Source organism: Streptomyces albiflavescens, from assembly GCF_014645835.1.
Lineage (GTDB): Bacteria > Actinomycetota > Actinomycetes > Streptomycetales > Streptomycetaceae > Streptomyces > Streptomyces albiflavescens.
Genome location: NZ_BMMM01000003.1, coordinates 568,606 through 594,364 on the forward strand (window position 1 = coordinate 568,606; position 25,759 = coordinate 594,364).

The following is a 25,759-nucleotide window of genomic DNA, read 5'->3' on the forward strand; positions in this document are numbered from 1 at the left end:
AAGGGACCCGCTACTCGTACGCCGTCACCTGGTTCAGCGCCGCGTCCCGCACGTCGGCCACCGGGTGGCGGCGCAGTGCTCTCAGCCGCTCCCGCCAGGGCGCGGACCAGCCCGTACGGCCACCGATCGCCCCGGTGACCGCCGCCGCGAGCAGCCCCTCGCCGTGCCCGCCGTGCGCGGTGAGGCGCCGTACCGCGTCGAGCAGCGCCTCGGAATTCCCCTCGTGCGCCTGTCGCCGCAGCCGCTCGCCGAGTTCCCCCGCCGTCCGGGCGGCGAGCGCCGGGCGGCCGTCGGTGAGGGCGGCCAACCGCTCAAGCCGCACCGGCTCCTCGTCCAGATCCAGGTGGAACGCCATGATGGCGGCCGCCTGCGGCACGAAGGCGTCGTACCCGGCGAGCAGTTCGCCCGCGGCGAGGGCCGCGGGACGGATGGGTGCCGGGGCCGTCCTGGCCTGCTGGGCAAGACGCACGACGAGGTAGGCGACGCGCTGCCGGGCGGGCCGGTCGCGCCGCTCGTCGGCATCGGCATGGCCGCCGTCTTCCGCCCCGGCGGCGGTCTCCGCCTCGGCCAGCGTCCTCAGGGCCTGCTCCAGGCCCCTGCCACCCCGTGGCGAGCCGACCGCCGCGGTCACCAGGCCGTTGGCCGCGGCGCGCCAACTCGTGCGTGCCGTCAGATCGGTGGCGGCATCGGCGAGGACCGTGGGGGCCTGCGGTGACCAGGGCGCCCAGCGGGCCAGGGCATCGAAGGCGAGCGTGGCGGTCTCCGGGTCGTCGGTTCCGGTCACGTCGCGTACCAGCTGGGCGTACCGCTCGCGGTGGGGCTCGGGCAGGTCCAGCGGGGACACCCTGAGGACCGCCGTGCGCAGCACCGGCTCGCCGCCGGCCGCGTCGCGCAGCAGGCCCCAGACCGGTTCCTGGGCGAGCAGGCGGCCCGCGAAGGCCACACAGGCGGCGCGGACGTCGAGGTGGGTGCCCGGCGCCTCGTACGCCTCGGTCAGCAGCGCGGCCGCCCGTGGCATCGGGAGCCGCACGGCGGCGAGCCGGGCGGCCTCCTTGCGGCTGGTCACCTTGGCCCTCGGCGCGAACAGCACCTCACGCAGCTGCTCGGCGAGATGTGACGGCGCCGCGTACCGGGACGCCTGCGTGGCCGCGTACACCGCGACCCGCGCGCGCTCACCGCCCGCGTGCGCGAGCAGCTCGGGCAGCGTGTCGGCGGGCCGGTCGGTGCGGGCGAGCGCGGCGAGGGCCGCCTCGGCGAGCACCACGTCCGGGGAATCCGTCCAGCGACGTACGAGGTCGGCGCCCCTGCCCGGGACTCGCGCACTCTGTGCGACGGCGGCGGCCCGCTGGTACAGCGGGAGCCCCGCGTCCTCGGCTTCGGTCGCCAACTGCCTTGCCGCCGCGAGCTGTTGGCGTGGCGCCCAGCGCCGTACGTCGCGGTCCACCGGTACGGTCCAAGGGGTGCCCTTGGTCAGAAAACGCCCGTAGGGAGGGGCCTCGGCGAGCAGCAGGTCGAGCAGATCGGTGCGGCGTCGGGTGACGACCTGGTGGACGGGCCACAGCGCACCCGCCGACGGTTCCAGCGCGAGGATGCGCGCCACCCGCTCGTCCCGTGTCGCGGGCGGCTGCAGCCAGAGCTCGACGGCGGAGCGCACGGTCACGTCATTGCCGTAGCGGATGGCCTGCCACAGCAGCTCCTGCAGCTCGGGCATACCCGCCGCGCGGCGCCCCACCGCGCGGGCGAGCGCGAAGGCGAGGCTGTAGTCGGCCTTCTCGGCGCCCGCCTCGATCCAGGGGCGCAGGGCCTCGTACACCTGGTGCTCCTGGCCGCGGCGCAGCCTTGCGTCGAGCCGGCCGAGGTCCGCGCCGCCGGTGTTGCCGGAGATCCGGACCAGGGTGCGCAGCGCCCAGTTCACCAACTCCCGCCCTCCGCCTGCCGCGTGCTCGCGCAGCACGGAGACGGCAAGCCGGCTGAGGTGCTGCCGGGTTGCGGGCGAGGAGTCGCGGGCCTCGACGGCGTCCACGGCGATGCGGTCGAGGTGCGGCTCGGCGTCCTCGGCGAACAGCGCGGGCCGGAGCACCGACAGGGCGTACAGCGCGGCCGAGCGCACCGGATCCTGTTCGTTGCGCAGCCGTGCCATCTCCTCCAGTACGGAGATGACGGCCGCGCGGTCGCCGGAGCGGGCGGCGTTGCGGATGAGCAACGGCCAAGCCTCCGCACGGTCTTCGGCGGCCGGCCGGCGGGTGGCCTCGATGAGCCGTTCACGCACTTCGGCGACGGGCAGGAAGGAGTCGGTGAGCAGCAGGGTGCTGGGCAGGGCGCCGTGTTCGCGCGCGACGGCGGCCATCCGCCGGGCCTCCTCGGCGACGCAGCTGCGGGGCAGCACTTCGAGGATGACCGCGTCGACGGTGACGTGCCCGGCTCCGCGGCCTTCCTGTGTGGCCCGGTAGAAGGCGTGGCGTCGCGCGGGCGGCATGGCCTTCACGAGCGGCGCGAGATCGCCCCACTTGGCCAAGAGCCTGCCGTACTGCCTGAGTTCGGGCGCTCCGGAGCGGGCCAGTCTGCGCAACACGGCGGGCCCCAGGGCCCGATTACGGTGCGTGGGGATTCCGGTGGGCGTGTGCAGCAGCCTCAGCAGCCGGCCCGCGTCGGCCGCCGCGAACTCTCCGAGGCGCTGGTGCAGTTGGTACGGAAGTGTGGCGGGCCCGAAGCGTTCGAGCAGGTCGAGCACGCGCAGGGGCTCCGCCCCGGCGGTGGCGGCCACGCCTTGCGTGTACCGGGCCCACCAGGTGGCGCGCAGCACCTCGGGCAGCGCCGCCAACTCCCGTTCGGCGACGTCGAGAAGGGGGCCGGGGTGCCGCTTGGCGAGGGCCTTCCAGCCGGTGACCGCGTGGAAGAGTTCGGGCAGCAGTCTGTCGACCGTCTCTGCCGTGCACCCGGGCAGCAGCCGCGCCGCCTCCGCGTCGCCCCAGTCCCGTCGCAGTCCGTCCACCAGCCGGTCGGCGAGCGCGGTGCGTCGTCCTGCGACGATCGCGCGCAGCAGCTCTCTGCGGATCGCCTCCGGGGCATCGGCGAGCGCCGACGCGTAGGCGGAGTCGGGGACTTCAAGGCTTCCGGCCACCCGCAGGGCGTGTCCGCGCACGAAGGCGTCGGGGTCGGCGATGCGGTCCCCGATCCACTCGGCGTCCCGGCCGACGGACGCCGCGACGACGGCGATTCCGCCCTCGTAGGGTCCGCGGGCTTCGAGCTCCTCCAGCACCGGGCGCAACGGGACCATCTCCGGTACCCGCATGGCGAGTTCGCGCATGCGGTGTGCGTACGGAAGCGGATCGAGGGCGTTCAGCAGACTGTCGGCGTCCTGCTGCGGGGTGCGGGTCATGCGGGGATTGTGCCGGTTGGAAGGCGGGCGGCGTACCGATTTCTCGGTGCGTACCGCGGAGCCGCCGAGGCATCATGCACGCATGCATGACAACAGCACGTCAGGACGGGTGGTCGACTTCCTGCTCGGCCTGATCGAGTCCGCCGACGCCGAGCGGGTGCGGCGGCGGCTCGGGCTGCATCGACCCGACGCGGCCGAAGGGAAGGCCACCCGCTCCGCGCTGTACGCCTCTTGGAAGCGCATGCCCGTGCCGTCCTCCGTCCTGCTGTGGGCGCTGGAGGAGGACGACCCCGAGCGGAACGCCGTCGTGTGGGGGCATGTGTCGGCGGACGACGCCATGCGCAGGGCCGTGGTGCGCGGGATACCCCACGGCCCCGGCCGCACCCGTGCCGTTCGGGTCGAGAACGAGCTGCGCCGCGAGCAGGAGCCGCCCGTGCCGGAGCACTTCAGCATGTACGGGCTCATCGGCTCACTGCGGGCATCCACGTCCATGGGGCCGGCCAGGGCGGCCGCGACCATGGTCCTCGGTCACCCAGGCTGGCAGGCGGTCGCCGAGGCGGACCGGGAGCGTCCGCTGCCGGGTTACGCGCGCTGGGCACTCGCCGTGCGCCCCGACTGTCCGCCGGCGCTGCGCGCCCAGTTCGGCTCGCACGCGAAGTTCACCCATCGTGTGCGGCAGGCGGGCGTCATCGACGGTCCCGGGCAGTACGCGACGACGTGGAGTCCCGCGACCCAGGTACTCATGGTGCTGGCCATGGGCACGACCATGTTCCCGACGCGTGTCCGGGAGGCCGAGGACGCGCTGCGGCCCCTCGTACGGAGTCAGTTGGGCGGCCGTGAGGACGCCTGGGCCGTGCTCGCCCAGTTGGTCCGGAGCTACCACGGGACGATTCCGGAGCTGGTGACGACGGCCGGTGCCGTCGCCTGAACCCCGGGAGGAAGGCGCGGCGGCGGAGGGGCGGGGCGGCTGGAGGGGGCGGGGCGGCTGGATTCGAACCAGCGTGTTCTGGTTTTGGAGACCGGTGCGCCTGCCTCTGCGCTACGGCCCCGCCCTTGGCGCCGAGCGTAATGCCTTGGCCCGATGTCAGTGCGGCCTGGTACCAAAGAGGCAATGGGGGAGATCGGACACGGGGGCGGGCATGGCGTACGGAGAGCAGGGACGGCGACCTGTCGTCGACCTGGCGGACCGCCGGGCGTTGGAGCGGTTCAGGCCGGCCGACCCGGAGGTCGTCGAGCAGGCGCGACGATTGAAGGAGGCCGCACTGCTGGACTTCGGGCTGACCGAGTCGGCGGTGGGCTCCTGGTTGTACGCGAAGTGCCACCACCAGCTGGCGACGACGGCGGTGGACACGGCGGCCGTGGTGGCCTCGGGTGACGGCTCCTGCCTGCTGCTCTACAACCCGGACTTCTTCGTACGGCTCGGCCTGGACGGCGTGAAGTTCGTGCTGTTCCACGAGGCCCGGCATCTGGTGCAGCGGCATCTGTTCGCCGACCCCGAGCTGCGCGCGGACCCGGTCTTCGAGGTGGCCACCGAGGTGTCCATCAACCATGTGGCACTGGTGCGGCTCGGCAGGGACGGCCTACCCCTGCTGGACGGCAGTCCGACCGGAATCGATCCGCGCAGGGTCCACGAGATGTACCGGGATGACCTGCTCGCGCAGGGGCTGGAGCCGGTCGTCTACGACGAATTCACCCGGACCGACATGACGGTGTACGGCGAGCTGAAGAGGATGAAGCAGCCACCGGTCCCCGCCGCGCGACTGTGCGTCCACCTCGTGTCCGCCGTACCCGCCGACCAGGAGACCGTCGACGAGGTCTCCTCCTCCGCGCTGCTCAACGCGCTGCTCGCGGCCCGTCGCGGACACGCGGGCGCCGAGCAGGAGCTGCTGGACCTGATGGGCCGCACCGAGGACGCCTCGGCGCGGGCCGCGAAGATCTGGGGACAGCTGGGCGCCGGTGTGCTGCGCGGCCAGACCGCGCGGACCCGCACGGTCGACTGGTGGCAGCGCTGGCTGGTGGACGTGCTCGGTTCGAAACTCCGCGACGGTGAGCGGCTGGTGTACCCGAAGAAGCGGGGTGCGCTGCTCGCGGCGCTGGGCCAGGACCCGATGCTCTCGCGGCGCGGCCCGGTGCGCGACAAGGTGCTCGTCATCGCGTACGACACCTCGGGCTCCATGCCGGACCGGGTGGTCGACTGGCTCACCGAGCTCGTCGGACGGATCGACGGGGTCGAGGCGCACTGGCTGTCCTTCGACGCGGTGGTGATGCCGTTCGAACCGGGCGAGCGAAGCGAGATGGGGGTCCCCCCGGACGGAGTCTGGGGGAGGGTATATGGCGGAGGCGGCACGTGCTTCCAGGCCGTCGCGGACTACGTGGAGGGGCGCACGGAGGTGAACGGACGCCGCTGCGAGGTGAGTCCGGACGCCGTGGTGATGCTCACCGACGGATACGCCCCACCGATCGCCCCGGCCGAGCCCGACAAATGGATCTGGCTGATCACCGAGGGCGGCAGCGAGTGGCCCGACAGCCACATACCGGCGATGGACTGCCATCGCGTGACCACCGGGTCGCGCTGACGGCCATCGCGTGACCACCGGATGGCGTCGGCTGCGCCCGACCACAGGGGACGGCGCCGACTGCCGTCGCACGACCACGAGATCGCGCCGCCGGCCAACGCCCGATCACAGGATCGCGCCGTCGGCCAACGCCCGCCATCGCCCGACCACCACCGGATCGCGGGAACTTCCACCAGTACAGGACCAGGACGGATGACCAGCGTTACCCACCCCAGCCCCACCGACCGCACCGCCCCCGTGCCCTCCCGCCTCGAGTCGTTCATCGACGCGATGATCGACATGGGGCAGACGGGCCAGATCTTCGGCGAGCACGGCATCGGCAAGACGGCGACGTTCTTCTCGCATGTGGCGCGCGCCCACCCCGACGCCACGCTGGTCTATGTGCCCGCGGCGAACCTCACTCCGGACGACCTGCTTGTCAACGCGCCGGTACGGGACCCGCGCACCGGTGAACTCGTGCTGCGTCAGCTCGTGATGAGCCAGCTCAAGCCCGGCACGCCCTTCGTGCTGCTCATCGACGACTCACTGCAGGCCGGCCAGACGATCCAGTCGCAGCTGATGCAGATCGCCTGCAACTGGACGCTGGGCGAGCACGATCTACGGGCCCTGGGCTGCATCGGCGTCTTCCTCACGGACAACGAGTCGCTGGCCGAGACCTCGGCACGACGCAGCGACCTGGCGCTGCTGGACCGCATGGTCACGATGCGGATCACCGCGAACGACACCGCGTGGCGACGCCACCTCGCGGCCAAGTACCGGGCATGGGACCTGAGCCCGGTCTTTTCCCTGTGGGCGTCCCTGCCCCCCGCGCTGCGCGAACTGCTGTCGCCGCGGACGCTGGACCACGTCCTGGCCAACGCCCGGGAGGGTTTCCCGCTGCGCTGGGGTCTGCCGCTGGTGGACGGCGAGCGACTGCGCCTCGCCGAGCCCCGCCGGGACGGCGGGCCCGGACAGAACCGCACGGCCGAGATCCTGAACCGGATCGCCGAGTACGTGGGCGTGTCCAATCCGTCGACGCTTCCCGATCCCGTACGTCAGGTCGTCCGGGCCGCGCTGCGCAATCGCTGGACGGTGCTGCTGCAGGGCCCACCGGGCTGCGGCAAGACGGAGCTCGTACGGGAGACGGTGCGCGAGGGGCTGGGCCGCGAGCCGCTGTACTTCTCGCTGCCGGTGACCAATGTCGAGGACCTGTGCGCGCCGATCCCGTCGGCGGACGGCACGCTGGACAACCTGCTCGCGGTGAACTTCACCGGCCCCGAGCCGAAGGCGATCGTCTGGGACGAGTACAACCGTCCCAAGGACAAGGCCGCGTTCGCCAAGCTGATGGAGATCACCCAGGAGTGGTCGCTCGCGGGGCGCCGGATCGAGCATCTGCGCGCGCAGATAGCCGTGCAGAATCCGCCGTACCACCTGGGCCGCAAGCTCCTGGTCTCGCGGAACAACATCGCGCAGGCGACGCGCTTCACGGCCTCGCTGACGGTCGAGCCCGAGGACATACCGGCCAATGAGTGGCTGCTCGCGCGCTACGGCTCGGACGCCGAGACGGTCCTGGAGTGGTGGAAGCACGATATCGACGACGACGGACGGGCCTGGATCACCAAGCGCACCCTGGAGCGGCTCATCAAGCTGCACCGGCGTGGGCTGCCGCTGGAAATGGCGACCGTCTACCTCGGCGACGGTGAGTACGCCCCGGTGCCGCTGACCGCGCTCGTCGACCGGCTGCGCGGGCGGCCGGTGACCGGTCTGCGTGAGCTCGCGCGGGAGGCGGACGTCTGGGAGGCCCGGCTTCGGCGCGCGGCAGAGCACTCCGACGAGGGCGCCGATGACAGCGATGTGGTGCACCAGATCCTCGCCAACGCCGAGCTGTCCCAGCTGAAGAAGCATCAAAAGGTGGTGGCCCGGCTGGTGCCCCTGCTTCCGCCGAAGCTGCGGGCGACGTATCTGGTGGGCGCCACGCAGGAGCAGCAGCGGTTCTGGACGGAGATATTCATGGGCATGCGACGCTGATCACCGGTCGGCGTCGCCGTCCGGCGGCGCCGTGCGGTGCACGCTGCGCACGGCGGCGACGTCGGCCGGGACCGATGGCATCGCGACGTGCGCGCTCAGCGCTTCCAGGCGGCGCTTGACGCTGGACGCGATGCCCTGGCCGAGGACGAAGCGGGTGGCCGTGACGGCGCGCGGCGCGGTGTCGAGGAGACGGTGGGCCTCCCGGCTGCGCATGCCGGTGTGGCTGAGGACGAGATGGGTGAGGCGGTGCTCAGCTCCGGCCAGGGTGTCCGCGATGGCCTGAGCGGCGGTGAGGTCGACCCGGTTGTCGGCCGCGCCGAGGACGGCCGCCGCGCGCACCCTCCCCAGGTCGAGGAGGGTGACTCCGGCCGAGGTCGCGGCCGTCACCAGTCGGGCCGCGGCTGTCGGCCCGATGCCGTTGCTGGCGACGGAGAGCCGGGCGAGCCGCCCGTACGGCGCCTGTTCCAGGGCGTCGGCGAGACGGAGCGCGCCTTCGTCGCCCAACTGCGCGGCAGACACATAGAGTTCGTCGACCGCGCCCGCGACGATCAGGGCGGCCAGGGGCACCGCGCCGTGCGCGCCCAGGGGGTTTCCGCCGATGAACAGCCGCTCGATGCGGCGACCGCTGTCCGCCGCGGCGAGGAGGGCGTCGGCCAGGACGACCGTGCCCGCCGCGTCGAGCCCGGTCTGCACGAGGTCGAGGGTGCGCAGCGACCGCGCCGCCTCGATGAGCTCCGCGGCGGCCTGCCCTCCCCCGCTGCCGAGCGGATTGCGCTTGAGCCATACGCCGGTGACGACGCGCGGCGAGGCGCGCAGATTGTCGGCGATACGGCAGGCGCCACCCGCGGTGATGCCGTTGCAGCCGAGGTAGAGCGTCTCGACGTCCGCGCCCGCGGCGACGACGGCCGCGCCCTCGTCGCCGAGTCCGTCGGTGCCCAACAGCAAGTGGCGTACGGAAGACGGACCTTCGGCCCTTTCGGACAGCGCCTCGGCGACGAGCGCTGCGCCCTCCGCCCCGATCCCCTGCTTGCACAGGTCGAGCCGGCCGTCGGGCAGCGCTGTACCCGCCGTGAAGTCCAGCCGTTCCCCTGCCGGACGGCCGCCGCGCAACCAGTCGAGCAGCGGTGCCAGTTCCGCCACCGGACGCGGCACGACGGGTGGCACGCCCGCAAACTCCACCGGGGACTCGTGCCCGGAACCAGAACCAGAACCAGAACCAGAACCAGAACCAGAACCAGAACCGGACTCGGAACCGGACTCGGACTCGGACTCGGACTCCGTCTCGGACTCGCTCACCACTCCGCCTCCCGGTAGTCCTTGAGGAACACCCCGGACAGGGGCTCGCCCGCCTCACCGCGCACGATCGGGTCGTACACCCGGGCCGCCCCGTCCACGATGTCGAGCGGCGTGCGGAAGCCGGCGCCCGCCATCCGCTCCTTCTTCGGAGCCGGGTTCTCGTCGGTGATCCACCCGGTGTCGACGGCGCACATGTGCACGCCCCGCTCTGCCAGTTCGGCGGCGCTGGTGCGTGTGAGCATGTTGAGGGCGGCCTTGGCCATGTTGGTGTGCGGATGGCCGGCCATCTTGTTGCGGACCGCGAAGCGGCCCTCGACGGCAGTCACGTTGACGACATAGCGGCGCGGGTGCGGTGAGGCGAGCAGCAGCGGCAGCAGCCGGTCGCAGAGCAGCGCCGGGGCGAGCGCGTTGACCAGCTGTGTCTCCAGCACCTCGGCCGGGTCGAGCTCGCCGAGCCGTGCCGACCAGGAGTTGTCCGGGGAGGGGTCGGGCAGCAGTCCGGCCTCGTCGGCCTCACGCAGCACCACCGGCAGCGCCGAGGGGCCTCCCTCCAGTGCCCGCATCGGTGTGAATCCCGGCGCCTGCCGGGCACCCTCGGGCAGTTGGGCGTACTCCCCCGCCGCGAGCAACGCGTACGACTCCAGGGGGCGCCGCACCGTCTGCGCGGCATTGTTCACCAGGATGTCGAGGGGCTCGCCCTCCTGTCGCAACTGCTCGCACAGCCCGAGGACCTGCCGTGGATCGCGCAGGTCGACGGCCAGCACCGTCAGCCGGTCCAGCCACTTCTCGCTCCCCGGTTCGGCGCGGAAGCGGCGCACGGTGTCGTGCGGAAAACGGCTGGTGACCAGGAGTTCGGCGCCGTCGCGGAGCATCATCAGGGCCAGCTGGAAGCCGATCTTGACCCTGCCGCCGGTGAGCAGCGCGCGACGACCGCTCAAGTCGGTGCTGAGGGCGCGCCGTGCGGTGTTGTCGGCGGCGCAGTCCGGGCACAGCCGGTGATAGAAGGAGTCGACCTGGCGATAGGACGTCTTGCAGACATAACAGCTGCGCGGCTTGCCGAAGACACCCCCCGCACCGGCCGCACCGGGCTGGGCCAGCGGCGCGTCCTCCCGCCGGTCGAGCGCCCCGGTCGCGGTCGCCGCCATCGCGGCGGCGTCGGCGGCGGACAGTTCGGCGCCGCGCGCCTTCCGCCTGCGCAACCGCCCGTCACGTGCGAAGGAAGCGGCGACCTGCTCGGCACGCAGCCGCACCGGGTCATCGACGGGCAGAGCCCGCAGCCTGCCGACCGTACGGTGGAAAGCCGCCAGCTCGTCCTCCGTGATCCCCCCACCCTCACCCATGTATCCCCGCCCCACGTATGCGCTGCCGTGGTCCCGGCCGGATTCGAACCGGCGTATCCGCCTTGGGAAGGCGGCGAGTCTGCCTCTGCTCTACAGGACCGATGCGCCGGTCCGGGCGGCCGGATTCGAACCGGCGTCTCCTGCATGCCATGCAGGTGCGCCTGCCTCTGCGCTACGCCCGGGTGCGCCACAGGATCCTAACCGCACGCCCACCCGGCCTTCGCGTGGGTTTACGGCGGCCCCGACCGGCGGTGTCCGGCTGTCAAGCGGGAACGGCGGGAGAGGCCGTACGCCCCGGCGCGAACCGCGACCGGCTCAGCCGCCATACGAAGGCGATGGCGGCGAGCCCGGCGAGAACACCAAGAAGGTCCGTGAGCATGCCTGCGCGCACGGCGTGCATCGCGGCCTCCGCCTGCTCGGCCCGCCGGTAGAGGTTCTGGGTCCAGCGGCCGGCGACGGTCCATGACACGAAGCCGACCGACCACGCAACGGCCCAGAACCGGGTGCGGCGTCGAGCGCGGACCTGGGGCCGGTCCGACCCGCGCAGGTCGAGAGCGATGTGATGCCGCGTTTCGACGAACCACCCCACGAGGAGCACCCCCGCCCCCGTACAGGCGGCCATCTGAATGCCCGAGAGGTTGCCCACCCACATCTCGGCACGCAGGACGGGCTCTCCGTACCGCATGCGCCCCAGCACTTCGTACAAGCGCCATTGGGCCACCAGATGTGCCACGGCGAGGGCGACGTTCGCTCCGAGCGCGGCGCACACGACACCGCCTGAACCCCTGCCCACCAGTACTCCTCCATCGCCATGGCCGAATCCGGTCGGCTCGAGGAGGTGCAATGTAGGGGCCACGGAGCGGATCTGTCCACCTGCGATCCGCGCCGGGGGTCGGCCCGTTTCGGTCAGTTCTGTTCCGTGCGCCGGAGGCCGAGGCGCTCCTTCTCGGAGAGGCCGCCCCAGACCCCGAAGCGTTCGTCGTTGTTCAGCGCGTACTCCAGGCACGCGGAGCGCATCTCGCACATACCGCAGATGCGCTTCGCCTCCCGCACAGAACTGCCCGGCTCGGGAAAGAAGAAGTCGGCCCCCGTCTGCGCGCACAGCGCCTGCTGCTGCCAGGCGATGTCGGCCGCAGTGATCGTGTCCAAGTGCATGGGCATGATCGTGCCTCGCGGCGAAAAACGTTCGATCAACGCGCGATCAACGGCGCGCTCCGAGGCCTCTGGCAGCGTCTGATGATGGCCCTGCCGGACGGGGAAACTCACGGCGGCGCGCGGGGAGCGCGGCAACAAGGAAAACTCAGCCGGTGACCCAGGGTGAACGCCGCCATCACCCCGTCCCGCCCGCGCGCTCCGGCAGCGATTGTCAGTGGGCGGTGCAAGACTCGGCAGTGCAGGCACGGGACCCCTCAAAGGAGGGCAATGATGCTCACCACCCGTTTTGTCACCGGCGCCCCGAACTGGCTGGATGTCGGCACATCCGACATCGACGGCGCCATCTCCTTCTACGGAGGCCTCTTCGGCTGGCAGTTCCAGTCCGCGGGGCCCGACGCCGGCGGCTACGGCTTCTTCCAACTCGACGGAAAGACCGTGGCCGGCGGTATGCAGACCACCCCGGAGCAGGGTCCGCCCTCCTGGACCGTGTACTTCCAGACCCCTGACGCCCAGGCCACCGCCAAGGCGGCCGAGCAGGCCAAGGGCGCAGTGCTCATGCAGCCCATGGACGTGATGGGCGAGGGCCACATGGCGATCCTCGCCGACGAGGCGAGCGTGCCCTTCGGCATCTGGCAGCCGGGCCGCACCAAGGGCCTGGACGTGGCCGGTGACCCGGGCTCGCTGTGCTGGGTGGAGCTGTACACCCAGGACATCGCCGCGGCCGCCGCGTTCTACAACTCCGTGTTCGGCTGGGAGACCTCGGCCATGCCCTTCCCGGGCGGCGTCTACACCTGCATCAACCCCGCGGGGGCCGATGAGGAAGCCATGTTCGGCGGCGTCGTCCCGCTGGCCGACGACCCGACCGAGGCCGACGCGTACTGGCTGCCGTACTTCGAGGTCACCGACGCGGACGCGGTGGTCAGCAAGGCCCAGGAGTTGGGCGGCACGGTCCGCGTGCCCGCGACGGACATGGAGGGCGTGGGCCGCATGGCGAAGCTCGCCGACCCGTACGGGGCACGCTTCGCGGTGATCAAGAGCGCTCCGCAGCAGAGCTGAGGCCCGCATCGGTGGGGTCCCGCACGCACCGGGACCCCACCGATGCGTCGTCAACTCCCGTGCACGCGCACGTCGACGTGGGCCGACGCCTCCGAGGGTCACCCGTCACGGAGGCCAAGCCTTCACCCCGCCACAAGGCCGCGCGTACGTCGTGCCACGGGCCGCGTCCGCCCCCGCCATCGGCCGTCTGCACACTGCCGTGACGGGCCGCGCGTACGCCCAGGTCACGAGGCTCGCGTCCGCCTTCGCCCCCCAAGGACGCGTCGTGTGCGCCAACTCACCGCTCGCGTATACGCCTTCGCGCCCGCTGCCCTACGCCGAGGCGGTCTACGGGTGCGCCGACCCATTCCCCGCCGGCTCATGCGGGCATCAGCCGTACCACACCTCCGCCACGGACTCCGCGAGAGCAATGGCCTGGGCATGGCCCGCCCGGGCGGCGGCCGGGCGGCGGGAGTTGTCGATCATGTTGCGGCCCATCGCGCGGCGGGCTGTGCGATCCGGGGTCAGCAGGCTGATGCGGGCCCCTTCCGCCGCCAGTTCGGCGGCCTGCCGCGGGGCACTCGGGTGCGGGCCGACCGCTCGGGGAATGGGTGAGATCGCGACGACGCGGCGGTGGCCGCGGGCGAGTTGAATGTTGCTGGTCGAACGGCTGCCGCCGTCCATCCAGCGGCGGCCCCCGGCGGTGACGGGAGGCCAGATCAGGGGCACCGCGCAGCTCGCCGCCACCGCTTCGAGGAGGGTGACACCGGATGTCCGGTCGAACGCTTCGAGGGTCCCGGTCCGCGCGTCGACCGCGGTGATCCGCAACTCCCGCTCGGGCCAGTGCCGTACGCCGCCCAACAGGGTGCCGACCGTATCGAGGACCTCCGACTGAGGGCCGGTACGGGCGGCGAGTGCGGCTCGGCCGAGTCGTTCGACGGAACGTCTCGGGTTCCGGGAGCCGAGCGCCGCCCACAGGAAGCGCGCCGTCTGCCCCAGGGTGACGGTCACGTCGACGGGGTCCGCTCCGGCGAGCTGGCCCTGGTACAACTCGGCGGAGCTGACACCGGAGGCGAGCCGGGAGCCGAAGACGGCGCCCGCGGAGGTGCCGATGACGACATCGGCCCCGGACAGCTCGACTCCGGCCTCGGCGAGTCCCGCGAGCACCCCGGCCATCCACGCCCCGCCGACCGCCCCGCCGCCGCCCAGCACCAGCGCCGTGTCCGCCATCGGTCCACCCCTCCCACCCAAATGGGGAGTACTCCCCGGTTCCCGATCCGACGATAACATCAGTACCGGGGAGTGGTCCCCGGTACTGCTGAAGGGTGAGTGCATGACGGTCGGCGCGAACGGGCCCGATGCGGTACGCCGACGGCGCGACGCCCGGCGCAACCGCGAGCTTCTGGTCGAGGCGGCACGCGAGGCGTTCGCCGAACAGGGGCTCGACGCGCCCCTCGACATGATCGCCCGCCGGGCCGGGGTGGGAAACGCGACGTTGTACCGACACTTCCCGAGCCGGGCCGCACTCGTCGACGAGGTCTTCCGGGACACCCTGACGGAGACGATGGCTGCCGGGGAGCGGGCCCGGACCACGAAGGACGCCTGGACGGGCCTACTGGACTACCTGGACGCAATCTTCACGGGGCTGGCCGCCGACCGCGGCGCGATCGACCTGATGACCACACGCCTGGAGAACGTCGCCACGCTGGAGGCCGTGCACGCCCACAACCGGGAGACGGTGGATGTACTCCTGCGCCGCGGCCGAGAACAGGGCACAGTGCGCGGTGATCTCACCACCGAGGACCTCCTCTTCGCCCTCGCCGCGCTCTCGCGCGCCGTCCCGGCACTGACGATCGCGGCCCCGGACGCCTGGCGCCGCGCCCTCGCACTCCTCCTCGACGGCCTGCGCGCCTCCCCGACCACCGCGCCTCTGCCCGAGCCCTCGCTCACCCCGGCTCAACTCGGCGATGCCCTGGGACACTTGGGCCCACACCGCTGAGACCTAGGCAGAGGCCCGGCGTACGAGCGTCGTCGGCAACACCACACTGGAGGGTGCGCCCACCGGGCCCTCGTCTGCCGCTCGGTCGAGACGGCGCAGCAGCAGCCGGGCCATCAACCGGCCGATTTCCTCTATGTCCTGACGGACCGTCGTCAAGGGCGGATCCGTCTGCTCCGCGACCGGCAACATGTCGTCGAAGCCGATCACCGCCACGTCGTCGGGCACCCGTCGTCCCCGCTCGCGCAGGACACGCAGGGCTCCCGCGGCCGACAGATCGTTCGCGGCGAACACCGCGTCGACGTCGGGGCGGCGCTCCAGCAGCTCCCGCATCGCACGCTCACCGCCCGCGGGCGTGAAGTCCCCCTCGGCGATGAGCGCGGGATCGACGTCGACCATGACGTCCCGGAACCCGTCGAGCCGGTCGGCCGCGGATGTCTGGTCGAGGGGACCGGTGATGTGGGCAATGCGCGTGCGGCCGAGTCCGACGAGGTGACGTACGGCATCGCGGGCGCCACCCCGGTTGTCGCAGTCGACGTACACGGTGGGCACGGCATCGCGGGGTCCGTCGCCCCAGCCGGGCCGGCCGCCGAACACGGTCGGCACGCCCGCGCCGTGGATCAGTCCGGGCAGCGGGTCGTCGAGGTGCAGCGAGAAGACGAGCGCGCCGTCGACATGGCCGCCGGCGAGATAGCGGCCGACACGTACGTGGTCGTCCCGGCCCTCTGTGAGCAGCAGCACGAGCTGCGAGTCATGTGCCGTCAACTCCTTGCTGATGCCTCGGAGTTGCAGAGCGAAGAAGGGGTCCGCGAAGACCCTGGTCTCCGGTTCGGCGATCACGACGGCCACCGCGTCGTGGCGCCGGGTGACGAGGCTGCGCGCGGCCTGGTTCGGCACGTACCCGAGCTCTTCGACGGCCCGCCGCACCCGCTCGACAAGCGGTTCGCGCACCCCGTCACCGCCGTTCACGACGCGCGACGCGGTGGCCCGGGAGACCCCGGCCCGCGCGGCCACGGCCTCCAACGTGGGGCGCGACGCTGTCCCGGTCACCTCTGGGCACCTCCTCGGCGGTTGCGGATCAGGATAGCCGCGCTGCCGCGCACCGGGTGAGAGCGCTCCCGGAACACCGAAATCGGCTTGCGCCGGCGAGTCGGCCGGACGAAGATCGCGGCATGACCATGAGAAAGGCCCATGACGCCTGACCGCCCCGCGATCCCACTGGCCGCGTTCGCCCGTCTCCCCCGCGCCTACCGGGACCTGCACGTCGTGCACAGCACGGTCGACGTCTACGGGCGCGCGCACTGGCTGCTGACCGAGCGTCCGCCCGAGCCACGCCGCCAGAAGCCGTACGACGCCGTGGTCGTCACGGTCCAGGACGGCCGCCCGTACGAGACGCACCTCAGCGCCCTGCAGGCGGAATTCCCCAAGTTCGACACCCTCCCGGACGGCGGATTCGTCGTCGCCGACGCACGCAGCCGGGCGCGAGCACGTACAGGTCTTCGACGCCCTCGGACGCCTTAGCCCTTTACGGACTGGGAGGTCCTGGACATCGGAGTCCAGTCCGTTCCGACGGGCTAACTCTCGTCCGGCCACCGGGCCTTGAGCTGGTCGGGCAGGATCTCCCGGGCCGCCTCGAGGAGCAGAGGACCTTCGTCCGCGGCCTCCTTGCCGCCTTCATGGATCGCGCGCATCGCCCTCTCCATCCAGGCGTCGTCGAGCCGCTCCCAGTCGGCGGCGAGCCGACGCAGGAACACCCGGCGGAAGCGCCGTCTGGTTTCCCGGTCGAACGGGGCGAACCCGTTGAGCGAGATCTGCAGGCATTCGTCGAAGGCGGCGGTGAGGTCCTCCGAGGAGCTGTCGTCGTCGACGGTGAGCCACAAGCGGACGAGTGCGCTCACTGCGGATACGGGTGCCTGGCTTCCGCTGTCGAAAAAGGTGACGACTGCCGTGTCCCACGCGCCGGCCCAGGGCTCGAGTCCGTGCGCGAAGACATCATCGGCGGCATCACAGAGAAACCTTGCCTGTTCGCGCAGCTCACCGTTGTCGTGCTGGACCCAGGCGAGCCAATCCCCGTCCGTACGTGGTCTCATTTCGTAGTCCGGCCCGTAGTCGTAGGTCCAGTACGGATCCGATCGCCAGGACTCGGCCGCGCCGTCCCCGCGCAGGCTCACGCGAACCTGCCTCCGGCCGTTTTCCCACACTCGCTCCAGGACCAGCGTAGAGATGAGCCCGCTCCAGCCCTCCGCCGGGCACTGCGAACGCCACAGCAGCGCCAACCTGCGCCAAGGTGTCACGGGGTCGTTCACGTCGGGGAAGAGGTCGCCGCCGCTGAGCCCGCCGGCTGTCGTCGTCGCCGCGGCGAGCAGGACCAGGTTCACCGAGTACGTCGCCGGTCGGGCCGGCACCTCCAGGCGCTGGGGCGTGTAGTCGCCGTATCGGGTGTCGTGGCGGGCTTCCAGCGCATAGTGGAAGAGGTCGAGAAGCAGAGTGACCGCGTGGTTTCGGCGAGTCCGCGGCCAGCCGCTCAGCCGTTCGCTGAGGAAGGAGACGACGGTGCCGCGCGTGGTGAGCGGCATGAAGGACATCAGCGCATGCAGGAAGGCGTCGTCGATCGCGGACGGCCTGCCGCGGCGCGGGCTGTGACGCACCGAGTCGACAAGGTCGTCCAGCTCTTGGGTGATGAGCCGGGCGACCAGGAACTCTCCGAAGGTGGCATGCAGGAACTCGTACGCACTCAGTGTCCGGCCCTCGCGGCTGGCCCGCGCTTCGTGCACGAAGAAGAAGCGGCCGAGCACGAGTTGAGCGGAGGTGAGCGTGGCACGCAGGCCGGTGGGGGCGGGCCCGCCGGCGGCATCGGGGCCGAGCCCGGCGAGATCGGCGTCAAGTTCCGTCGCGCTGATCCACTGCCGACCGCGGTTGAACATGGCGAACGCCACGACGGACAGTTGTGTGAGTTCCCGTTCCACCGCCTCGTCCAGCTGTGCTTCGGCCAGCGCCGCTCCGGTCTTGCGGACCTCTCGCGCTGCGAAGCTGGTGAGGAGACGCTCGTAGAGTTCCGCCTGGCCCAGCGCGGCACTGTGGCGCTGCAGCGCGTTCCGGTCGGAGTCGTAGAGCGCGAGCATCAGCAGGAGCAGGGGCTGGGAGGCCAACTCACCGTGCGCCAGGACGGTTTCCGCAGCGAGCGGTCGCACATCTCGTGCTGCGAAGCCGTCGGCGTTGGTCCGGTTCCACACGTCCAGCCACTGGGCCACCTGGCTGTGGTTGAAGGGTTCGAGTCGCACTGCGAGCATGCCCTCCGCCGGTCTGGCCCGGTCGACGACGGCCGTGCGGCTTGTGACCAGGACGGCGACGGGCCGCCCCTGGATGGCCTCGCGCGCCTGGAAGTCGGCCACCCGCAGCAGATAGTCGGTCTGGCTGGCGCCGGTCGCCTGCAACAGCTCGTCGAATCCGTCCAGCATGACCACCGGTAGCGCGCCCTGCCCCCGGTGCACCAGTTCGGGCCAGTTCACGGACTCGCCCGTGGCCGCCCGCACCGCATGCTCGATCTGGGTCTGCAGATCGGCTTCCGCCGCGGCTTCCCTCAACACCACCCGTACGACCAGGAAGTCCGCAGGCGGAAGGCGTGCCGCGAGCACTTGGGTGAGGACGGACTTCCCCGACCCCGGCTGGCCCAGCACGATCAGCGGGGCGCGTACCGCCTGCGGAGAGGTCAGGTGGCCCACCAGGAACCGCTCCAGATCACCGCGCACGGTCCGCTCCGCCCACCAGTCCTCGGCGGCGAACTGCTCGGACGGGCCGACTTCGGAGACCCGGTAGTCCGGATTGACGTAGGCGGCGCCCAGAGCCGGCAGGCTCGTCCCGTCGAGCACATCACGCGAGGTGAGGATCGGGCGGTCGAGGACCGCCGCGTGAGCACGTGACAGGCCGGTGATCCAGGCGTCCGCGGGGCGCCCCGACACGATCCGCGACAGCGCCTCGCCCACGCCCTCCAGTCCGGCGCTCAACGTCCGAAGCTGCGCCCGCGTGGCCTGATGGTCCACCAGGTTCGCCCAGAAGGCGAGCTCCGGGCAGTCGAGCGCCAATTGCCTGAAGAGGTCTTCATAGCGGGCGACGGCTCGTGCGGGGAGATCGTCGGCGAGCGTCCGCGAAAAATGATCCCTGCGGGTGTCGTCGAGACGGTCCCAGGCCGCCAGACCCGAGACGAAGCGGGTCACTTCACCCGACAGACGGCGGTAAAAGTCCAAGAGCACTTCCAAGGTCGCCTCGTAGGGCCGCTGCGGCACCGGCATCGGGACCTCGGCCCGGAGCAGCCCGGCGGCCAGGGAACCCAGTCGCCGGGAACCCACCGACTCGCCCCCGGCCGCGGTCACTTGCTCATGGCCGGCCAGCTCCAACTCACGGGCTTCGCACGGAAGTTCCGTCTCGGAGAGGACTTCGAAATAGGCCGCGAGAACCACCACGGCATGCGCCGCGACCATGCGTTCGCTCCGCTCGAACCGACTGAGTCCTCGCGCACGTTCGCCGATACCGTGCACCAGTCCCGCGCTGAGCCGCGCCAACTCGCCCCTGACATCGAACAGGTTGGAAACGAGACCGATCCCTGTGCCCGATGTCGCGAGCAGCAGCCCTCCGGTCAGCCGGTCCAGGGCCTCGACCGTACGCCCCTCCGACCCGCCCAGCAGGCGAACAGCATCCCGATAGCTCAGCCCCACCCCGACCGCCCCCGACCCACCCGCCGCAATCGCCCGGACACACAGCGTATCCACGGTCGATTGTCCGCGGAGGTGAACATCGGGCTCCGGATGGCAGCACCGGCGAGTTCAGTGGGCGGCCCCTCCATGCCGCCCGCTAGGGCCTGTCGTCACCTTCCCGTCTGCCCCGCGACGCCTGGCACGCTCCCCCACTGCCTTAACGGCGTGGGAGGTGCCCCCACTCGCCGCACCGGGCGAAAGCCCAAGTACGTCCAGTACGAGGACTTCCGCCCGGCACTCCCCCAGCCTTCGGCCGGGGGGACCCCCAGAGCACGCACCAGACGCCGCGGGGCCGCCCTTCGGGCGACGACGGGAATGTGACGACAGGCCCTAGTGCTCATGCGGCTCATACCCAGGAATCGTCCCGTCCGTCTTCTTCACCAGGAACAACCCCACCATCCCCATGTCGGAGTGGCTCTGGACGTGGCAGTGGTACATCCATGCGCCGGCCCCGACGCCCTCTCCCGCGATCACCTGGAAGCCGAAGGAGTCCGCGGGGCCGACGATCTTGTTGTCGATGACCTGGCTCGGGTCGTCGGGGCCGGTCAGCATTCCCGTGCGGTTGTCGGCCCAGCGGTGACCGTGCAGGTGGAAGGTGTGGTAGTACTCGCCGTGCGTGATCATCACGATCTCGACGCGATCACCCACCGTGGCCTCGAAGTTGGGGCCCGAGTGGGCGGGCTTGTTGTTGATCGTCATGTCGTTGAAGACGATCGTGAAGGTGTGGTCGGGGAGGATGTCGCCCTTGCGGCGGACGATCACCGGGCCGTAGAGACCCTTGCGGATGCCGCCGGTTCCGTGTTCGGTGCCGACGACGTGGTCGTGGTAATGCCAGTAGCCCGCACTGCCCGCGCGCCAGGTGCCGTCCTTGCGGCGGCCGGGCACGTGGGTGCGCCAGGTATAGGTGCGGGTGCCGCCCGGCTCGACATCGCCCTTGTTCAACTTCGTTCCGTCGCTGGAGATTTCGTAGTCGAGCCCATGGACGTGCAGACTCGCCGCCACGTCCATCGTGTTCTCGAACTCGATGTGCAGCGTGTCGCCCTCGTTCAGCTCGATCAGCGGACCCGGAATCGAGGCCTTGCCCTTCTCGAAGCCGTAGCCCATCTGCCCGTCGGCGAGCTTCTCGGCGTAGAGCTTGATGTGCCGGACCTCGCCACCGGCAGGAGCGGTCCGTACCGGGTCGTCGGCGCTCGCGGACGGCGGTGCCGCCGACAACGATGTCGCGGCTGTCGCGACCGCCGCCCCACCCAGCAGAATCCGCCGATTGAAGCCGCGTCTGTCCATGCCGAACTCCCCACCCTGGTACGGAATTTACGGAGATGAACCCGTGAGACGGTAGCTGCCCCACCCTCGTTTATCCACACTCAGGACAAAGTTTGTTCCATCACGGTCATACCTATTGGCGAGCCGCGAAAAGAGGTCTAGCTTCCTTGGCGCTGTTGCTGTGACCCACGAGGAGTGGATGACCACATGCGGCTCACATCGCATCAAACACCGTCAGAGTTACGAGGATTGAGCGCGAGAAGACGCAGGATCCGACGCCGCGCCTGGGCCGCCGCCCTGGCCGCCGGAGCCGTCACCGCCGGGGCGCTCTCGGCACCGTCCGCGAGTGCGCGCCCGGCTCCGGATCCAGCGTTGACAACGATGTCCGTCAAGTCGCCACCGGGCGGCGCCAATGTACGCGTGCTGATCTTCTACGGCTCGGCGGCGGCCGGGGACGAGTCGCCGGTCGTGAACGCCGGGATCGAGGCCATCGAGAAGATCGGACTGTCCGGTCCGGCCGCGCAGCACTTCAAGGTCGAGGCGACGGACGACGCCTCGGTCTTCACGAACGAGACGAAGCTGGGCCGGTTCAACGCCATCGTGTTCCTCACGGGCGGCGGGGACGTGCTCGATCCGGAGCAGGAGGCCGGCCTGGAGGCGTACATGGAGGCGGGCGGCGGTTTCGTCGGCATCCATGACGCGGCTCGCGCCGAGCCGTACTCGGACTGGTTCACCGGACTCATCGGCGCCCGACCGGCGAGCACCAGCCCGACGAACGTACAGCGAGCGACCGTCGAGGTCGGCGACCGGCAGCACCCCGCCACCAAGGACCTCCCGGTCCAGTGGAAGCGGCCCGACCAGTGGCTCAACTGGGTGAAGAACCCATCGGGCGAGGTGCACACCGTGGCCCGGGTGCGCGAGTCGACGTATCAGCCGGGTGCGAGCAAGAACGGCTGGGACCATCCGGTGAGTTGGTGCCGTGACTACGACGGCGGCCGCTCCTTCTACACCGGCATGGGCGGCACCGCGTCGGCGTACGACGAGACCGACTTCCGTGCGCATCTGCGCGGCGCCCTGCTCTGGACGTCTCGGCTCGTGCAGGCCGACTGCAAGGCGACGATCAACGCCGACTACAAGGCGGAGCGCCTGACGCAGCCCAATCAGCCCGGCCAGAACGACCAGATCGGTGAGCCGCACGGGCTGGTCACCGCACCCGACGGACGGGTGCTCTACATCGGCCGCGGCGGCGCGGACTCCTCCCAACCCGTCATCACCGACTGGAACAACCCGGACGTCGGCAAGGGCAAGGGCGAGATCCATGTCTACGACCCCAAGACCGGCAAGGTCACTTTGGCCGGCGCGCTCACCGTGTTCGGCAACAAGGGCGGCGGCGATGAGCTGATCAAGGTCGAGGAGGGCCTGCTCGGCATCGAGATCGATCCGAACTTCGAGCAGAACGGCTGGGTGTATCTGCACTACACACCTCACTCGCAGATCAACCGTGACACGCAGATGGCCGAGCGGCGCGTCTCGCGCTTCACCCTCGATCTCGCCACCGACAAGCTGGACCTGAGCAGCGAGAAGGTGCTCCTCAAGTGGCCGGTGCAGATCCACAGTTGCTGCCACGCGGGCGGTGGGATGGCCTGGGACTCCAAGGGGAATCTCTACATCGCGACCGGTGACAACAACTCGAGCCGCTTCAGCGACGGCTACTCGGGAAACAATCCCGAACCCAACTACAAGGGTGTGTCGTTCGCGGACGCTCGCCGCACTGCGGGCAACACCAACAACCTCAACGGCAAGATCCTGCGCATCCACCCGGAGCCCGACGGCACGTACACGCTGCCGGAAGGCAATCTCTTCACCGGCAAGGAGACCGCCGAGGGCGGCGGCAAGACACGCGGCGAGATCTATGTGATGGGGGTCAGGAACCCGGCGCGGATCTCGGTCGACAAGAAGACCGACACCCTGTACGCCGGGTGGGTCGGCCCGGACGCGAGCGCGCCGTCGACCACTTGGGGCCCTGCCAAGTACGACACCTTCGCCGTCATCACCAAGGCGAGCAACCGGGGTTGGCCGTACTGCATGGGCAACAGGCAGCCCTACCGGGACCGCAATCTGCCGGACCCGACCAAGCCGCTCGGCTGGTACGACTGCGATCATCCCAAGAACGAGTCCCCGAACAACGACGGTCTCGTCAATCTTCCACCGGTCACCGGCAACAACATCTGGTACTCGCCCCAGGGTGGCGCCCCGGACTATCCGCGCGACGCGAACGGCATACCGTCGTACAAGCAGGAGGAGGCCACCTATCTGCTGCCGTGGCTGAAGGGTGGTGGCCAGGCGGCGATGAACGGGCCCCTCTACCGGTACGACGCGTCGATCCCCAACGCCACGAAGTGGCCCTCCTACTGGGACGGCAAGTGGTTCGTCGGCGACTTCTACGACTCCGACCAGCCGCGCAACGCCGTCCTCACCGACCCGAAGACGGCCGGCGACGGCGGCCTGCCGATCCACTCCGAGTCGCTGAAGAAGATCGTGCCCATCGGCAACGACGGCATCAAGAACCTCATGGACTGGAAGTTCGGACCGGACGGCGCGCTGTACGTCCTCGACTACGGCCGCGGCTTCTTCACCTCGGACTCCAAGTCGGCGCTGTGGAGGGTCACTTACACGGGCGGCGGTCCGACGCCGGCCGCCGATCGACTGGCCAGGAGGGTGGAGTGATGTCCCAAAGACGTTGGTGGACGGCTTTGCTGGCGTCCCTGCTGATGGTGCTGGGGCTCACATCGACCTCCGCGTTCGGGCGGACCGAGTCCCCGAACGCCGGGTCCTCGAAGGACGCGGCCGCTCAGGTGCTCACCTGGACCGCGGGGGACGACATCACCCAGTACGCCTCCGTGCCGCAGACCGCGGTCGCGGGCCCGACGACAATCGTCTTCGAGAACAGCGCGGCGACCGGCAACACCACCGGCATGCCGCACACGTTGACGTTCGACGTCTCCGACCCGGAGTACAACAACGACGTCCCGCTGAACATCCTGGCCAACCCGAACGACGACCAGGGCGGCAGGCACACGGCCGAAGTCACCCTCACCCCCGGCCGCTACCGCTTCTACTGCACGATGCCGGGTCATGAACGGATGCAGGGCATCCTCGTGGTGACGGAAGGCGGTGGCTCGGACACGACGGCGCCCGAGACATCGGCCTCGGTGAGCGGCACGCAGAACTCGCAGGGCGCGTACGTCGGTTCGGCGTCGGTCACGGTCACGGCGACCGACGCGGGTGCCGGCGTCGACCGGATCGAGTACGCCCTCGGGGACACGGGTGCCTGGCAGCCGTACACCACGCCCGTCGTGGTCGACCAGGTCGGCGCCCACAAGGTCCGCTATCGCGCGATCGACAAGGCGGGCAACACCGCCGCCGAGAAGAGCGTCGACTTCACGGTGGTCGCACCGCCGACGGACGACACGACAGCGCCCGAGACCTCGGCGACGGTGAGCGGCGAGCGGAATCCCGACGGTGCGTACATCGACATGGCGACCGTCACCGTCTCCGCCTCCGACACCGGTTCCGGGGTCAACACGATCGAGTACGCGGTCGACTCCGGCGGCTGGCAGCCGTACACGGCGCCCGTGATGGTGCACGCGCTCGGCGCCCACCAGGTGCGCTATCGCGCGACGGACAAGGCGGGCAACACCGCCGCCGAGAAGAGCGTCGACTTCACGGTGGTGGCGCCACCCGTCTCCGACACGACGCCGCCGGTGACCGGGGTGAGCGTCGACGGGACGAAGAACTCCGACGGCGCCTATGTGAACAGTGCCAAGGTGACCGTGAACGCGACGGACGAGGGTGGTTCGGGGGTCGCCGCGATCGAGTACTCCCTCGACGGCGGACCCTATCTGGCGTACTCCGCACCGGTGTCGGTGGACCGGGTCGGCGCCCACACGGTGGCGTACCGGGCGAGCGACAAGGCGGGCAACACGTCGGAGCCGCGCACCGTGAGCTTCACCGTCGCATCGGGCGGCGGTGTGCCCGCGCCCAACTGCCCCGAGTACGACGAGCGGTTGACGGTGATCGTGGGAACGGTCGACTCGGGTGTACCGAACCGGGTCACCAACAACCGGTGCCGTATCAATGAGTTGATCGAGGACGAGAAGGAGTGGACCTCCCAGGCGCTGTTCCTCAAGCATGTCAAGACCGTCCTGGACAAGCTTCTCGAGGAAGGTGTCATCGACCAGCGCGAGTACAACAGGATCAACAAGGCGGCCAAGCAGTCCGGCATCGGCAAGCCGGGCCAGACCGGCGGCTACCGCAAGATCTTCGACGGCTCGCAGGCTTCCTTCGATCGGTGGGAGCACGTGGGTGGCGGTTCGTTCGGGCTGAACACCGACGGGTCGATCACGTCCGGCACCACGCAGGGCGGGCTGGGCATGCTGTGGTTCCCCGAGCGCAAGTACGGCGACTTCTCGCTGAAGCTCCAGTGGCGTGACGACGCTCCCGGCACCGGGAACGCCAACTCCGGTGTGTTCGTGCGGTTCCCGTGGGTCCACGACCACCCGGAGGAGTCGCGGCCTGAGTGGGTCGCCATCAAGTACGGGCACGAGGTGCAGGTGCTCGACCGGCCCGACGGCGACATGTACAAGACGGGCTCGATCTACGGCTTCGACCGCGTGGGTCTCGCCGGAGCGGGCGTCACCCAGAAGGGCACCTGGAACGACTACGAGATCCGTGTGGTCGACCAGCACTACTCGGTGTACCGCAACGGCGTGCTGATCAACGAGTTCGACAACACCGGCGGCCAGGACTTCTCTCCGCCGCGCTCGGACGACCCGGGCACGGACGGGCGGCGGTTCGCCTCCGGTTACGTCGGGCTCCAGGTGCACAGCACGACGGATGTCATCTCGTACCGGGACATCCGGATCAAGGAGTTGTAAGGACCTGAAGGGAAAGGAGTCGTA

At 70.6% G+C, this 25,759-nt stretch carries 17 protein-coding genes and 3 tRNA genes; 8 read left to right on the forward strand and 12 right to left on the reverse strand.

The window, feature by feature from the left end:
- Positions 1-10: 10 nt before the first annotated feature.
- On the reverse strand, positions 11-3,379 hold the full coding sequence (locus IEY95_RS11965; protein ID WP_189185923.1) for an amino acid adenylation domain-containing protein: 3,369 nt from the start codon (positions 3,377-3,379) through the stop codon (positions 11-13).
- An 82-nt stretch (positions 3,380-3,461) separates the two neighbouring features.
- Between IEY95_RS11965 and IEY95_RS11970 the strand changes: the two genes are divergently transcribed.
- The gene (locus IEY95_RS11970; protein ID WP_189185924.1) at positions 3,462-4,307 is read left to right on the forward strand and encodes a hypothetical protein; all 846 of its coding nucleotides are present in this window, start codon (positions 3,462-3,464) and stop codon (positions 4,305-4,307) included.
- A gap of 47 nt (positions 4,308-4,354) precedes the next feature.
- Here the strand turns inward: IEY95_RS11970 and IEY95_RS11975 are convergent.
- Positions 4,355-4,430 (reverse strand) — tRNA-Trp (locus IEY95_RS11975).
- Between the two features lie 88 nt (positions 4,431-4,518).
- On the opposite strand from IEY95_RS11975, the gene IEY95_RS11980 reads away from it, so the two are divergent.
- Both IEY95_RS11980 and IEY95_RS11985 read left to right on the forward strand, forming a co-directional pair.
- Positions 4,519-5,955: a DUF2201 family putative metallopeptidase gene (locus IEY95_RS11980; RefSeq protein ID WP_189185925.1), complete on the forward strand. Its 1,437-nt coding sequence runs from the start codon at positions 4,519-4,521 to the stop codon at positions 5,953-5,955.
- Between the two features lie 192 nt (positions 5,956-6,147).
- Positions 6,148-7,962 (forward strand): MoxR family ATPase, encoded by a 1,815-nt coding sequence (locus tag IEY95_RS11985; RefSeq protein ID WP_189185926.1) that lies wholly within the window; start codon positions 6,148-6,150, stop codon positions 7,960-7,962.
- On the opposite strand, the gene IEY95_RS11990 is transcribed toward IEY95_RS11985, so the two are convergent.
- The 6 genes from IEY95_RS11990 to IEY95_RS12015 form a co-directional block, all read right to left on the reverse strand.
- The gene (locus IEY95_RS11990; protein ID WP_229702822.1) at positions 7,963-9,126 is read right to left on the reverse strand and encodes a leucine-rich repeat domain-containing protein; all 1,164 of its coding nucleotides are present in this window, start codon (positions 9,124-9,126) and stop codon (positions 7,963-7,965) included.
- Between the two features lie 128 nt (positions 9,127-9,254).
- Entirely contained in the window at positions 9,255-10,598 is a 1,344-nt protein-coding gene (locus IEY95_RS11995) for an SDR family NAD(P)-dependent oxidoreductase (RefSeq protein ID WP_189185928.1), read from the reverse strand.
- A gap of 28 nt (positions 10,599-10,626) precedes the next feature.
- Positions 10,627-10,698: transfer RNA gene (locus tag IEY95_RS12000), tRNA-Gly, on the reverse strand.
- A 10-nt stretch (positions 10,699-10,708) separates the two neighbouring features.
- Positions 10,709-10,780 (reverse strand) — tRNA-Ala (locus IEY95_RS12005).
- Between the two features lie 80 nt (positions 10,781-10,860).
- Positions 10,861-11,391, reverse strand: coding sequence for a hypothetical protein (locus tag IEY95_RS12010; protein ID WP_189185929.1), 531 nt, complete (start codon positions 11,389-11,391; stop codon positions 10,861-10,863).
- Between the two features lie 113 nt (positions 11,392-11,504).
- Complete coding sequence (locus IEY95_RS12015) at positions 11,505-11,753, reverse strand: WhiB family transcriptional regulator (RefSeq protein WP_189185930.1); 249 nt, start codon at positions 11,751-11,753, stop codon at positions 11,505-11,507.
- A gap of 270 nt (positions 11,754-12,023) precedes the next feature.
- Between IEY95_RS12015 and IEY95_RS12020 the strand changes: the two genes are divergently transcribed.
- A complete protein-coding gene (locus IEY95_RS12020) occupies positions 12,024-12,809 on the forward strand; it encodes a VOC family protein (protein WP_189186025.1) in 786 nt (261 codons plus the stop codon).
- Between the two features lie 369 nt (positions 12,810-13,178).
- On the opposite strand, the gene IEY95_RS12025 is transcribed toward IEY95_RS12020, so the two are convergent.
- Positions 13,179-14,018: a patatin-like phospholipase family protein gene (locus tag IEY95_RS12025; RefSeq protein WP_189185931.1), complete on the reverse strand. Its 840-nt coding sequence runs from the start codon at positions 14,016-14,018 to the stop codon at positions 13,179-13,181.
- A gap of 103 nt (positions 14,019-14,121) precedes the next feature.
- Here IEY95_RS12025 and IEY95_RS12030 point away from each other — a divergent pair, with 103 nt between their 5' ends.
- Entirely contained in the window at positions 14,122-14,787 is a 666-nt protein-coding gene (locus IEY95_RS12030; protein WP_189185932.1) for a TetR/AcrR family transcriptional regulator, read from the forward strand.
- A gap of 3 nt (positions 14,788-14,790) precedes the next feature.
- Here IEY95_RS12030 and IEY95_RS12035 read toward each other — a convergent pair whose 3' ends face one another.
- Positions 14,791-15,834, reverse strand: a complete 1,044-nt coding sequence (locus tag IEY95_RS12035; RefSeq protein WP_189185933.1) for a LacI family DNA-binding transcriptional regulator — start codon at positions 15,832-15,834, stop codon at positions 14,791-14,793.
- Between the two features lie 141 nt (positions 15,835-15,975).
- On the opposite strand from IEY95_RS12035, the gene IEY95_RS12040 reads away from it, so the two are divergent.
- The gene (locus IEY95_RS12040; protein ID WP_189185934.1) at positions 15,976-16,305 is read left to right on the forward strand and encodes a hypothetical protein; all 330 of its coding nucleotides are present in this window, start codon (positions 15,976-15,978) and stop codon (positions 16,303-16,305) included.
- 53 nt (positions 16,306-16,358) lie between these two features.
- Here the strand turns inward: IEY95_RS12040 and IEY95_RS12045 are convergent, their stop codons facing one another.
- Together IEY95_RS12045 and IEY95_RS12050 are read right to left on the reverse strand one after the other, a co-directional pair.
- Positions 16,359-19,496 carry an NACHT domain-containing protein gene (locus IEY95_RS12045; RefSeq protein ID WP_189185935.1) on the reverse strand — a complete coding sequence of 1,046 codons (3,138 nt, stop codon included), beginning with the start codon at positions 19,494-19,496 and terminating at the stop codon, positions 16,359-16,361.
- A 369-nt stretch (positions 19,497-19,865) separates the two neighbouring features.
- Positions 19,866-20,819, reverse strand: a complete 954-nt coding sequence (locus IEY95_RS12050; protein ID WP_189185936.1) for a multicopper oxidase domain-containing protein — start codon at positions 20,817-20,819, stop codon at positions 19,866-19,868.
- Between the two features lie 186 nt (positions 20,820-21,005).
- Between IEY95_RS12050 and IEY95_RS12055 the strand changes: the two genes are divergently transcribed.
- Together IEY95_RS12055 and IEY95_RS12060 are read left to right on the forward strand one after the other, a co-directional pair.
- Positions 21,006-23,525 carry a ThuA domain-containing protein gene (locus IEY95_RS12055; protein WP_229702824.1) on the forward strand — a complete coding sequence of 840 codons (2,520 nt, stop codon included), beginning with the start codon at positions 21,006-21,008 and terminating at the stop codon, positions 23,523-23,525.
- Complete coding sequence (locus IEY95_RS12060; RefSeq protein ID WP_189185937.1) at positions 23,525-25,735, forward strand: OmpL47-type beta-barrel domain-containing protein; 2,211 nt, start codon at positions 23,525-23,527, stop codon at positions 25,733-25,735. The genes IEY95_RS12055 and IEY95_RS12060 overlap by 1 nt, the downstream gene beginning before the upstream one ends.
- The last annotated feature ends 24 nt before the right edge of the window (positions 25,736-25,759 follow it).